At 71.8% G+C, this 11,960-nt stretch carries 11 protein-coding genes and 1 pseudogene; 3 read left to right on the top strand and 9 right to left on the bottom strand.

The features are described 5' to 3' along the window. Positions 1–24 precede the first annotated feature (24 nt). The 5 genes from ABZ845_RS28350 to rimP form a co-directional block, all read right to left on the bottom strand. A complete protein-coding gene (locus tag ABZ845_RS28350; protein WP_360985034.1) occupies positions 25–318 on the bottom strand; it encodes a DUF503 domain-containing protein in 294 nt (97 codons plus the stop codon). A 442-nt stretch (positions 319–760) separates the two neighbouring features. Next, complete coding sequence (gene infB, locus ABZ845_RS28345; RefSeq protein WP_360985031.1) at positions 761–3,880, bottom strand: translation initiation factor IF-2; 3,120 nt, start codon at positions 3,878–3,880, stop codon at positions 761–763. A gap of 210 nt (positions 3,881–4,090) precedes the next feature. Further along, entirely contained in the window at positions 4,091–4,372 is a 282-nt protein-coding gene (locus tag ABZ845_RS28340) for a YlxR family protein (protein WP_360985028.1), read from the bottom strand. 96 nt (positions 4,373–4,468) lie between these two features. Next, complete coding sequence (gene nusA, locus ABZ845_RS28335; protein WP_360985025.1) at positions 4,469–5,464, bottom strand: transcription termination factor NusA; 996 nt, start codon at positions 5,462–5,464, stop codon at positions 4,469–4,471. Between the two features lie 2 nt (positions 5,465–5,466). Next, entirely contained in the window at positions 5,467–5,976 is a 510-nt protein-coding gene (gene rimP / locus ABZ845_RS28330) for a ribosome maturation factor RimP (protein ID WP_360985022.1), read from the bottom strand. A 276-nt stretch (positions 5,977–6,252) separates the two neighbouring features. Between rimP and ABZ845_RS28325 the strand changes: the two genes are divergently transcribed. From ABZ845_RS28325 to ABZ845_RS28315, 3 genes are all read left to right on the top strand, one after another. Then, positions 6,253–6,747 carry a hypothetical protein gene (locus ABZ845_RS28325; RefSeq protein ID WP_360985019.1) on the top strand — a complete coding sequence of 165 codons (495 nt, stop codon included), beginning with the start codon at positions 6,253–6,255 and terminating at the stop codon, positions 6,745–6,747. 83 nt (positions 6,748–6,830) lie between these two features. Further along, positions 6,831–7,271, top strand: a complete 441-nt coding sequence (locus tag ABZ845_RS28320) for a ferritin-like domain-containing protein (RefSeq protein ID WP_360985121.1) — start codon at positions 6,831–6,833, stop codon at positions 7,269–7,271. A gap of 64 nt (positions 7,272–7,335) precedes the next feature. After that, a complete protein-coding gene (locus tag ABZ845_RS28315) occupies positions 7,336–8,238 on the top strand; it encodes an aminoglycoside phosphotransferase family protein (protein ID WP_360985016.1) in 903 nt (300 codons plus the stop codon). 92 nt (positions 8,239–8,330) lie between these two features. On the opposite strand, the gene ABZ845_RS28310 is transcribed toward ABZ845_RS28315, so the two are convergent. The 4 genes and pseudogenes from ABZ845_RS28310 to ABZ845_RS28295 all read right to left on the bottom strand — a co-directional run. Further along, the gene (locus tag ABZ845_RS28310) at positions 8,331–10,031 is read right to left on the bottom strand and encodes a proline--tRNA ligase (protein WP_360985013.1); all 1,701 of its coding nucleotides are present in this window, start codon (positions 10,029–10,031) and stop codon (positions 8,331–8,333) included. 117 nt (positions 10,032–10,148) lie between these two features. After that, a complete protein-coding gene (locus tag ABZ845_RS28305) occupies positions 10,149–10,715 on the bottom strand; it encodes a GNAT family N-acetyltransferase (RefSeq protein ID WP_360985010.1) in 567 nt (188 codons plus the stop codon). Between the two features lie 43 nt (positions 10,716–10,758). Continuing rightward, positions 10,759–11,607, bottom strand: a complete 849-nt coding sequence (locus ABZ845_RS28300; protein ID WP_360985007.1) for a GNAT family N-acetyltransferase — start codon at positions 11,605–11,607, stop codon at positions 10,759–10,761. Positions 11,608–11,828: 221 nt separating this feature from the next. After that, positions 11,829–11,960, bottom strand: a pseudogene (locus ABZ845_RS28295) (4-hydroxy-3-methylbut-2-en-1-yl diphosphate synthase); the annotation flags it as partial.

The raw sequence follows: 11,960 nt of genomic DNA, 5'->3' as shown, positions 1-11,960 counted from the left end.
TCTTCGTTCTTCGAGCTTCAAGTGTCAGTCGTCGTCGCCGTGGAAACGCCGTCTGACGGACAGCAGCTCCACCTCGGGGCGCCCGGCCACAAGCCGCTCGCACCGGTCCAGCACATCGGTCACGTGCCCCGCGTCACCGGAAACCACCGCGAGGCCGATGAGGGCCCGTCGATGGAGGTCCATATGGTCCACCTCGGCCGCGCTCACCGCGTACTTCCGCTGGAGCTCGGCGACGATCGGGCGGACGACGGAGCGCTTCTCCTTCAGCGACCGTACGTCGCCGAGGAGGAGGTCGAAGGACAGAGTCCCCACGTACATGTATGTTCCGGATGACCCGCCGGTACGGGATCGGTGGCCCCGCCGTCGGTATGGGCAGGGACACGAAAACCGTACAACGAACGCCGGGGCGGCTCGACGGGATTGTTTTCGCCCCCGCCGTCCTTACCCGTCCCGTGCTGAAGGGGCGCTGCCCCTTCGCCCCCGTCCAGGGGGCACTGCCCCTGGACCCGGGCGGGGGGCCGCGTCCCCTGCGCCCCTTACGGGGCTCCGCACGGGACCCCGGTCCTCAAACGCCGGAGGGGCTGGTTTTCGCCTGGCGGCGTCAACCAGCCCGTCTGGGGGTCCCCCCTGCTCGAAGAGCTTGGGGGAGCTTGAGAACGAGGCCGTTCAGGCCGGAGTGGGGTCCGGGGGCGGCAGCCCCCGGCACGGCAGCGGGCGGCCGACGGGGACGAGGTCCCCGCCGGCCGGCCAGAAGCCGCCGCTATGCGCGCGGCTTCTCGCGCATCTCGTACGTCGCGATGACGTCGTCCACCTTGATGTCGTTGAAGTTGCCGAGGTTGATACCGCCCTCGAACCCTTCGCGGATCTCGGTGACGTCGTCCTTGAAGCGACGCAGGCCATCGATGTTGAGGTTCTCCGCGACCACCTTGCCGTCGCGGATGAGGCGGGCCTTGGTGTTCCGCTTGACCTCGCCGGAGCGGATGAGGACACCGGCGATGTTGCCCAGCTTGGACGACTTGAAGACCTCGCGGATCTCCGCCGTACCGAGCTCGACCTCCTCGAACTCCGGCTTCAGCATGCCCTTCAGGGCCGCCTCGATCTCCTCGATCGCCTGGTAGATGACCGAGTAGTACCGGACGTCCACGCCCTCGCGCTCGGCCATCTGCGCCGCGCGGCCGGCCGCGCGGACGTTGAAGCCGATCACGATGGCGTCGGAGCCCATCGCCAGGTCGATGTCCGACTCCGTGACCGCACCGACGCCGCGGTGCAGGACGCGGATGTCGACCTCTTCGCCGACGTCCAGCTGGAGCAGGGAGGACTCGAGAGCCTCGACCGAACCAGAAGCGTCACCCTTGATGATCAGGTTCAGCTGCTGGACCTCGCCGGCCTTCAGCACCTTGTCCAAGTCCTCGAGGGACACACGGCGCGTGCGCTTGGCGAACGCGGCGTTCCGCTCGCGGGCGGCACGCTTCTCCGCGATCTGGCGGGCCGTACGGTCCTCCTCGACCACGATGAAGTTGTCGCCGGCGCCCGGGACGTTGGTCAGACCCAGGACCTGGACCGGCGTCGACGGGCCGGCCTCGGCCACGTTGTTGCCGTTGTCGTCGAGCATCGCGCGGACACGGCCGTGGGCGTCGCCGACCACCATCGTGTCGCCGACCCGCAGCGTGCCTCGCTGCACGAGGACCGTCGCCACGGCACCACGGCCGCGGTCGAGACGGGACTCGATCGAGATGCCCTGCGCGTCCTGGTCCGGGTTGGCCCGAAGGTCCAGCGCCGCGTCGGCCGTCAGGACGACCGCCTCGAGGAGGCTGTCGATGTGCAGACCCTGCTTGGCGGAGATGTCGACGAACATCGTGTCGCCGCCGTACTCCTCGGCCACCAGGCCGTACTCGGTCAGCTGACCGCGCACCTTGGTCGGGTCCGCGCCCTCGACGTCGATCTTGTTGACCGCGACCACGATCGGCACGTCGGCCGCCTTGGCGTGGTTCAGGGCCTCGACCGTCTGGGGCATCACACCGTCGTTGGCCGCCACCACGAGGATCGCGATGTCGGTCGACTTCGCACCACGGGCACGCATGGCGGTGAACGCCTCGTGACCCGGGGTGTCGATGAAGGTGATCTTCCGGTCGTCGCCGTTGACCTCGGTCGCGACCTGGTAGGCACCGATGTGCTGGGTGATGCCACCGGCCTCGCCCGCGATGACGTTCGTCTTGCGGATGGCGTCCAGCAGCCGGGTCTTACCGTGGTCGACGTGACCCATGACGGTCACGACCGGCGGACGGACGACCAGGTCCTCCTCGGAGCCCTCGTCCTCACCGAACTCCAGGTCGAAGGACTCGAGAAGCTCGCGGTCCTCCTCCTCGGGGCTGACGATCTGAATCGTGTAGTTCATCTCGCCGGCGAGGAGCAGCAGCGTCTCGTCGGAGACGGACTGCGTGGCCGTGACCATCTCGCCGAGGTTCATCATGACCGCGACGAGGGACGCCGGGTTGGCGTTGATCTTCTCCGCGAAGTCGGTGAGCGACGCACCGCGCGACAGGCGAATGCTCTCGCCGTTGCCGCGAGGCAGCATCACACCGCCGACCGACGGGGCCTGCATGGCCTCGTACTCCTGACGGCGCTGCCGCTTCGACTTGCGGCCACGACGCGCGGGACCGCCGGGACGGCCGAACGCGCCCTGCGTGCCACCACGGCCGCCCGGACCACCGGGACGTCCGCCGAAGCCGGGACGGCCACCGCCGCCACCGCCGAAGCCGCCACCGCCACCGGCACCACCGGGACCGCCGCCACCGGGACGACCGGCGAAACCGCCGCCGCCACCCGGGCGACCGCCGCCGCCACCGGGACGACCGGCGAAGCCGCCGCCACCGGGACGACCGCCGCCGCCGCCGGGACGACCGGCACCGGCCGGACCACGGCCGCCGCCGGGGCCACCGCCGGGACGCGGGCCGGCAGCCGGACGCTGCGGCATCATGCCGGGGTTCGGACGCGGACCGGCGGGGCCGCCGCCGGGACGCGGGCCGCCCTGCGGGCGGGGCATGCCGCCCGGGGTCGGCCGGGCGCCGCCGGGAGCCTGCGGACGGGGACCGCCGGGACCACCCTGCGGACGGGGACCGCCGGGACCGCCCTGGCCCGCACCCTGCGGACGCGGAGCGCCGGGGGCACCGGGGCCGCCGGGACGCGGGGCACCACCCGGACGGGGCGCCTGCGGGCGCGCCATGCCGGTGGAGCCACCAGAGGTGAAGGGGTTGTTACCCGGGCGGGGACCCGCCTGACGGCCACCCGGACGCTGACCGCCGGAAGCCGCGGGACGAGGGGCGCCGGGACGCGCGGCACCGCCACCGGGACGGGCGTCGCCCTGGCCGGGCGCGGCCGGACGGCCGCCACCGGGCTTCGGGGCACCGCCACCGGGACGGGCACCCGGGCGCGGGGCCGCGGGACGCTCGGCGGCCGGAGGCGCCGGCGGGGCCGTGAACTCGGGCGCACCGGGAGCCGGGGACGCCGGGGCGGGCCGCGGCGCGGGCCTCGGGCCCGGCGTCGGACGCGGACCCGGGGCGGGAGCCGCCGCGGGACGCTCGGCGGGAGCCTCGGGCCGCTCGGCGGCCGGAGGCTTGGGTGCCGCCGGGCGCGGGGCAGCCGGACGGGCGGCCTGCGCCGGGGAGGGCGCGGCCGGCTTCGCCGGGGAGGCCTTGCGGGCGGCGGGCTTGGCGCCACCGCTGCCCTGCTGCAAGGCGTCAGTCAGCTTGCGTACTACGGGCGCCTCGATCGTCGAGGACGCCGAACGGACGAATTCACCGAGTTCCTGGAGCTTGGCCATGACGACCTTGCTCTCTACACCGAACTCCTTGGCGAGTTCGTATACCCGGACCTTAGCCACTTCGCTCCTTTTAGGTCCGGGTTGCGTCCGGACCGTCGCTACTTCATGGGCGTACTCATCGCGTACTCATCGAGTGCTCATCGCAATCTCGACCTACTTCCGACTCGCGAGGTACCAGGGCCGCACGGGGTTCCGCGCGACGCTTCTTACGGTGTTGCCTGCTCAGCACTGCCCGGCATTGCCCGGCACCGCTCAGCAAGATGCTGCTGTTCAGCAACCCTCTGTCTGCTCGACGTGCTGACGCAACGCCTTTACGTCGAGCGGACCCGGGACGCGGAGCGCCCTCGGGAACGCCCGGCGGCGTACCGCCAGGTCGAGACAGGCCGACACGGGGTGCACATAGGCACCCCGGCCGGGCAGCGTACCGCGAGGATCGGGAACGCATGCGTCCTCGATCGCCACGATGCGCAGCAGTTCGATCTTGGCCGCTCGCTCCCGGCACCCCACGCAGGTGCGCTCAGGGCATGCGCGGGCATGCGTCCAGCCAGACACGGCTAAGTCTACCTCCCCGCGCCGACCTCACCCCTTTGGGGCAAGAATCGAACACTTGCTGCGCAAGAATCTGTCGTGATCTAACTGGCGGACGGCTCAGTCCTGCCGCTCCGCGGGCTGCTCGGTGTCGGGCCGGATGTCGATGCGCCAGCCGGTCAGCCGGGCGGCGAGACGGGCGTTCTGCCCCTCCTTGCCGATCGCCAGGGACAGCTGGTAGTCGGGGACCGTCACCCGCGCCGAGCGGGCGGCGAGGTCCACCACCTCCACCTTGGAGACCCGGGCCGGGGAGAGCGCGTTCGCGACCATCTCGGCCGGGTCGTCCGACCAGTCCACGATGTCGATCTTCTCGCCGTTGAGCTCGCCCATGACGTTGCGCACCCGGCCGCCCATCGGGCCGATGCAGGCGCCCTTGGCGTTCAGACCCGATCGGGTGGAGCGCACCGCGATCTTCGTACGGTGGCCGGCCTCACGGGCGATGGCGGCGATCTCGACGGAGCCGTCGGCGATCTCCGGCACCTCCAGCGCGAAGAGTTTCTTCACCAGATTGGGGTGGGTGCGCGAAAGAGTGACGGACGGACCGCGCACACCCTTCGCCACCCGAACGACGTACGAGCGGATCCGCTTTCCGTGTTCGTACGCCTCACCCGGCACCTGCTCCTGCACCGGCAGGATGGCCTCCAGCTTGCCGATGTCCACGAGCACGTTCTTCGGGTCGCGGCCCTGCTGGACCACGCCGGTGACGATGTCGCCCTCGCGGCCGGCGTACTCGCCGAGCGTCGCGTCGTCCTCGGCGTCACGCAGACGCTGCAGGATGACCTGCTTGGCGGTGGTGGCGGCGATCCGGCCGAAGCCCGACGGGGTGTCGTCGAACTCGCGCGGTTCCTGCCCCTCCTCCAGGTCCTCGGGGTCCTCCTTCGCCCACACGGTCACATGGCCGGTCTCCCGGTTGAGCTCCACGCGCGCGTGTCGGCGGCTTCCCTCGGTGCGGTGGTAGGCGATGAGGAGGGCCGCCTCGATCGCCTCGACCAGCAGGTCGAAGGAGATCTCCTTTTCCCGCACCAAGCCCCGCAGGGCACTCATGTCGATGTCCATGGCTACGCCTCCTCCTCTTCCTTCATGTCGTTGTTGTCCTTGCGGCCGAACTCGACCTGGACACGCGCCTTGGCGATGTCCGGGAAGCCGAGTCTGCGCGCGGTGGCCTTGCGGCCCTTGACGCCCGGCACCTCCAGGTCGACGCCCTCGTCATCGACCTCCAGGATCCTGGCGACCAGTTCGTCGCCCCCGGCAAGCTGGAACCTCACCAGTCGGCCCGCGGCCCGCAGGTAGTGCCGGTGTTCCGTGAGGAGGCGCTCCGCGCCCGGGGTTCCGACCTCGAGGGTGTACTCGCCCTCGCCCATCGCATCCGTCTCGTCGAGCGTCGCCGAGAGCGCGCGGCTCACATCGGCGATCTGGTCCAGATCGGCACCCGTGTCGGAGTCCACGACGACGCGCAGCACGCGCTTGCGTCCGACCGAGTCCACCGCGACCTCTTCGAGATCGAGTCCCTGGGAGGTGACGAGCGGTTCCAGCAGCTCTCGCAGCCTCTCGCTCTGGGTGGTGCTCATCCGGGTGACTCCTCGGCCGCGTGTGCTGTTGTGGGATGGGTCGTGCGTCCGGTCAAAGGGTATCCGGTCCCGAAGGGTGTTGCCGTCCACCTGAGCCGTCCGCCTGAGCGGCACGGGGGTTCCTGGGCGGTTCGGTCGAGCCGGTGGCGAGTGCCGGAGCGGGGCGCGGGTACGGTGATCACGGGCGAGTCGCCCATCCGTTCGTCACCTGGCCTTTCGAGGACGTCTGCCGTGTCGTTCCCCCCGCACCCACGCTCCCCCCTGCCCAGAAGGAGCGTGCTCGCCTCGGCCGCGGGCGCCGCCCTGCTCGCGGGCTGCTCCGGCGGCTCGGACCCGGCCGTGAGGAACAGCGGCCCCACCGCCGAGGACCGGGCACGCGCGCGTGCGGCCCGCGACAGCGAGGCGCTGGCCGAGCGGTACGCGGCCGTGGTCGCCGCGCATCCTCCGCTGGCGGCACGTCTGGAGCCGCTGCGCGCGGAAGTCGTCCAGCACGCTCAGGCGTTCGGCAGCGGCACCTCTGGATCGCATCCCTCCTCCTCCGCCTCCCCGTCCGGCTCGCCGTCGGTCTCCCCCGGTGTGTCCGCCGGTGCCTCTCCCGTCCCCGCGGACCCCAAGTCGGCGCTCGCGGGCCTGGCAGCCGCCGAGCGGGCCCTGTCCGACCAGCGGGCCAAGGCGCTGCTGGACCTGCCGGGCGAACTCGCACGGCTGATGGCCTCCGTGGCGGCGGCCGGCGCCGCACACGGGTATCTGCTGACGGAGGGCGGGACGTGAGAACGACAAGGACGACGGAGACGACGAGGACGACAGGGGCGTCCAGGGCTGCGACCGCTCCGAAGGCCGAGAGCGCCGAGCTCATGGCGCTGCAGGCCGCCCTGCGTGCCGAGCACGCCGCGGTGTACGGGTACGGTGTGGTCGGCGGGCGGATCCAGCAGAGCCTGCGCAACGAGGCGCGGGCCGCCTACGACGCCCACCGTGCGCGGCGGGACGAACTGACCCGGTCGGTACGGGACCTGGGCGGCAACCCGGACTCCGCCGCACCGGGGTACGCGCTGCCCTTCCCGGTCCCGGACTCCGCAGCCGCCGTGCTGCTCGCCGCCGAGCTGGAGGAACGGGTGGCCGACGTGTACTCCGATCTCGTACGGGCCTGCACGGGCACCAGGCGGGGTTCCGCCGCCGCGGCGCTGCGGGAGGCGGCGGTGCGGGCGGTGCGCTGGCGCGGCGGGAGCGTAGCCTTCCCGGGTCTCGCCGAGCGGGCGGCGACCGTCCCCACCGGGTCGGCCGAACCGCGGAACTGAGGCGTGCGCGCGGGCCGTACACGCGCGATGCCGATCCGGACATCTGGAAGGGAACACCTCACGCATGGCTTTCGAACCGCCGCGGCGTCTTGTGCGGTCACTCGGCGAGACGCAGCCGGACGGTGGCGCCGAGTGGCTGGACAAGCTCGCCGGGCTGGCCCGACAAGCCGTGGATCTGCGTGAGTTGACCGTGGAGCGGGTACAGGCGCCGGGCGGCCGCAGCAGTCTGGTGGTACTGGTGCGGCAGGCGGACGGCACGCCCGCCGTACTGAAGCTGGCCCCGCCGAGGGCACGCCCGGAGGGCGAGTGCGCCGCTCTCACCCACTGGGGCGGATCCGGTGCCGTACGCCTCCTGGACTCCGATCCCGGGCAGGGTGTGATGTTGCTGGAGCGGCTTCACCCGGAGATGTCCGTGCGGTCGCTGCCCGAGGCGAAGGCCCTCCTGGAGGCTGCGGGGACGCTGCGCCGGCTGTGGGTGGAGCCTCCCGCCGGTCACCGCTTCGAGACGGTGGCGGAGCGGACGGAGCGGCAGGCACGGGCGATGCGGGCGGGCGCCCAGGCGCTTCCCGAGGTGGCACCGCTGGTCGAGGCGGCCCTCGCGGCCCGCGAGGAGCTGCTGGCCGCACCGCCCGGCGAACGGCTGCTGCACGGCACCTTCCGGCAGAGCAAGGTGCTCGCCGGGGAGCGGATGCCCTGGCTGGCGGTGGGCCCGGACCCCGTGGTCGGCGAGTGTGCCTTCGACCTGGCACGGCTGGTGCGGGACCGGGTGGAGGACCTGATCGCCACGCCCTCCGGTGCGGCGATCACCAGACGCCGGGTGAAGCGGCTCGCGGAGTCGCTGGACCTGGACCAGGAGCGGCTGCGTGGATGGACCCTGTTCCGGGCCGTCGAGTCGGGGGTGCGGGCGCACCGGGTGGGCCGGGAACAGGACGCGGAACTGCTGCTGGAGTTCGCGAGCTGGCTGTAGCCGGGCCGCACCGACGGGCAGGCGGTGAAAAGCCGACGGCCGCCGGTCCCCGGGGGACAGGCGGCCGTCGGCGTGCCGGACGGTGCGGACCGTCAGGCCGTGAGGCGGGCGATCGCCTCGTCCACCGTCAGTTCCTCGCGCCGGCCCGTCTTGCGGTCCTTCAGCTCCAGGACGCCCTCGCCGGAGCGGCGGCCCGCCACCAGGATCTGCGGCACGCCGATCAGCTCGGCGTCCGTGAACTTCACGCCCGGCGAGACCCCGGCCCGGTCGTCCACCAGGACGCGCACACCCGCGGCGGCCAGCTTCTGGGCGACGTCGAGGGCCACCTCGGTCTGGAGCGCCTTGCCGGCGGCCACGACGTGCACATCGGCCGGTGCGACCTCCTCGGGCCAGCACAGGCCCTGCTCGTCGGCCGTCTGCTCGGCCAGCGCGGCGACCGCGCGGGAGACGCCGATGCCGTAGGAGCCCATGGTCACGCGGACCGGCTTGCCGTTCTGGCCGAGGACGTCGAGCTTGAGGGCGTCGGCGTACTTGCGGCCGAGCTGGAAGATGTGGCCGATCTCGATGGCGCGGTCCAGCTTGAGCCCGGTGCCGCACTTGGGACAGGGGTCGCCCTCCTGCACCACCACGACGTCCACGTACTCCTCGGGCTCGAAGTCGCGGCCCGCGACCACGTTCTTCGCGTGCATGCCCTCCTTGTTGGCACCGGTGATCCAGGAGGTGCCGGGGGCCACGCGCGGGTCGGCGATGTAACGGACCTTCTCCAGACCCTGCGGGCCGACATAGCCGCGGACCAGGTCGGGCCGGTTGATGAAGTCGTCGACGGTGACCAGCTCCACGGTGGCCGGGGCGAAGTGCGCCTCGACCTTGCCCATGTCGACCTCGCGGTCGCCGGGCACGCCGACGGCGACGATCTCGCCGGCCACCTTGACCAGCAGGTTCTTCAGGGTGGCGGAGGCCGGGACACCGAGCGAGGCCGCGAGGGTCTCGATGGTGGGGGTGTCGGGTGTCGGGATCTCCTCCAGCGCGGGCACGTCCGACGCGTCGACGGGCTTCAGCTCGTAGGCGATCGCCTCGGTGTTGGCCGCGAAGTCGCAGTTCGGGCAGTCGGCGAAGGTGTCCTCGCCGGCACCGGCCGGGGCGAGGAACTCCTCGGACTTGGAGCCGCCCATCGCACCGGCGGTCGCCGCGCAGATCCGGTAGTCGAGGCCGAGGCGCTCGAAGACGCGCTGGTAGGCCTGGCGGTGCAGGGCGTAGGACTGGGCGAGGCCCTCGTCGTCCAGGTCGAAGGAGTACGAGTCCTTCATCAGGAACTCCCGCCCGCGCAGGATGCCCGCGCGGGGCCGGGCCTCGTCCCGGAACTTCGTCTGGATCTGGTAGAGGATCACGGGCAGGTCCTTGTACGAGGACGCCTGGTCCTTCACCAGCAGCGTGAAGATCTCCTCGTGGGTCGGGCCGAGCAGATAGTCGCCGCCCCTGCGGTCCTTGAGGCGGAACAGCTCGGCGCCGTACTCGTCCCAGCGGCCCGTCGCCTCATAGGGCTCGCGCGGCAGCAGGGCGGGCAGCAGCACCTCCTGGGCGCCGATCGCGTCCATCTCCTCGCGGACGATCCGCTCCACATTGGCGAGGACCTTCTTGCCGAGCGGCAGCCAGGTCCACACCCCGGCGGCGGTCCGGCGGACGTACCCGGCGCGGACCAGTAGCTTGTGGCTGAGGACCTCCGCGTCCGCCGGGTCGTCGCGCAGCGTCTTCGCCATCAACTGGGACATGCGCTGGACCGGTGCGTTGGCCATGATTTCTCGACTCCTGCTGCTGGGGGTCCCCCCATTCGAGCGCGTCTAGAGCAGGGGGAGGTGCTGGCTAGGAGGTTAGCCGGGCTGCCTGTGCGGGCGGTAATCGGTTATCACCCGTCATCGCAGCAGCGGCAGCGGGGCGCCCATCACGGCGTACGGCTTCGGGGCGCTGGGGAACAGGACCCGTCGTGCCAGGTCCGTGTAGCCCAGCGACCGGTACAGGCCCCGGGCCGGGCTCTCGGTGTCGATCGCCGACAGGATGGAGCGCGGCTGCGCGGCGCCGTCGGTGATGGTGGTGATGAGCGCGCGGCCGATGCCCCGGTTCTGGTACTGCGGGTGGACATGCAGCTCGGTGATCACGAAGGCGTCGTCCAGCCAGGCGTCGTTGCCCTGGAGGCGCAGATACGGCTGGACGACGGTGGACCACCAGTGCGTACGGTCGTTCGGCATGCCGTAGACGAATCCGACGAGCCGCCCGTCGCCCGTGGTGGCCCCGAAGGCACAGGCTCCCGGGTAGTTCATGTGCCGGAGCACGATCTGCCGGCGTACCGCGATCTCGTCCACGCCCAGCCCGAACGCCAGGGCCTGTACGTTGAGCGCCTCGTCCACATGGGCGGGCAGGTCCAGAGGGCCGATCACTACGTCGTCGGGGTTGCGGTGACCGTGACCGGGAAAACGCAGCATGTCCGGAGCCTACAGCGGGTCGTGCCGCCTGGCCCGGGTGCTTCTAGAACAGCACGCTCATGAACGCGCCGACCTCTTGGAAGCCCACCCTCCGGTACGTCCGGCGCGCGGCCATGTTGAAGTCGTTGACGTACAGGCTGACGACCGGGGCCACGTCGGCGAGCGCGTAGCGCAGCACCGCCGCCATGCCGGGGGCGGCGAGGCCCTGGCCGCGGTACTCGGGGGCGACCCAGACGCCCTGGATCTGGCAGGCCTGCGAGGTCGCCGCCCCGATCTCCGCCTTGAAGACGACCTTGCCGTCCTGGTCGACGCGGGCGAAGGAGCGTCCCGAGCCGACGAGTTCGGCGACGCGGGCCTGGTAGAGCAGCCCGCCGTCGCCGGCCATCGGGGAGACGCCGACCTCCTCGGTGAACATCGCCACGCACGCGGGCATGATCGTGTCCATCTCGTCCTTGCGGACGCGGCGGACGTACGGGTCCGGGGCTATGTCGGCGGGCATGCGGTCGGTGATCATGAGCGGCTGATGGGCGCGGACCTCGCGGGCCGGGCCCCAGTTCGGCTCCAGCAGCCGCCACAGCTGAGCGGTGGCCTCGGCGGGGCCGACGATTGAGGAGCAGCGGCGGCCCCCGCGCCGGGCACGGTCGGCGAACGCCCGAACCGCGCGAGGACTCGCACAGATCGGGACGAGGTTGGCCCCCGCGTAGCACAGCGAGGTGAGCGCTCCGTCCTCGTACCAGCCCCACATCTCGCCGCCGAGGCGCCAGGGGTCGAGGCCCGCGACCCGGACCCGGGACGTCACGAAGGCGTTCACGACCGGCTCGCGGTCGAGGACGGCGAGCGCGGCGTCCAGGTCACTCGGTTCGAGCACCCTGGTGGTGGTCTGCGTCAACAAATGCGGGAGCCTCACCCTGGGGTCTGCTGATCTCCGCACTGTACCTGGCGTGCCTTTGCGGCGCCGACCCGTGGCATCCGGTGAGCAGCCCGTCACCGGGCGGCTCCCGGAGGCGTGGCAGGACCGGGGGGAACGAGAGCGCGCGGGCCCCGTCCCCGCCCACGACGAAGTCCCGCCACCGACGGGACGGTGACGGGACTCGTGCGGAAGTGGGCGCGGGGTCAGTCCGCGACCGAGACGGACGGCTCGCCGGAGGCCACGCCGTCCTTCTCCATCTGTTCGGCGATCTTCATCGCCTCCTCGATGAGGGTCTCCACGATCTTCGACTCGGGCACCGTCTTGATGACCTCGCC

This window comes from Streptomyces sp. NPDC047022, from assembly GCF_040644155.1.
Lineage (GTDB): Bacteria > Actinomycetota > Actinomycetes > Streptomycetales > Streptomycetaceae > Streptomyces.
Note: the sequence above shows the minus strand (reverse complement) of the source record. Positions and strands in the feature narration are given on the sequence as shown.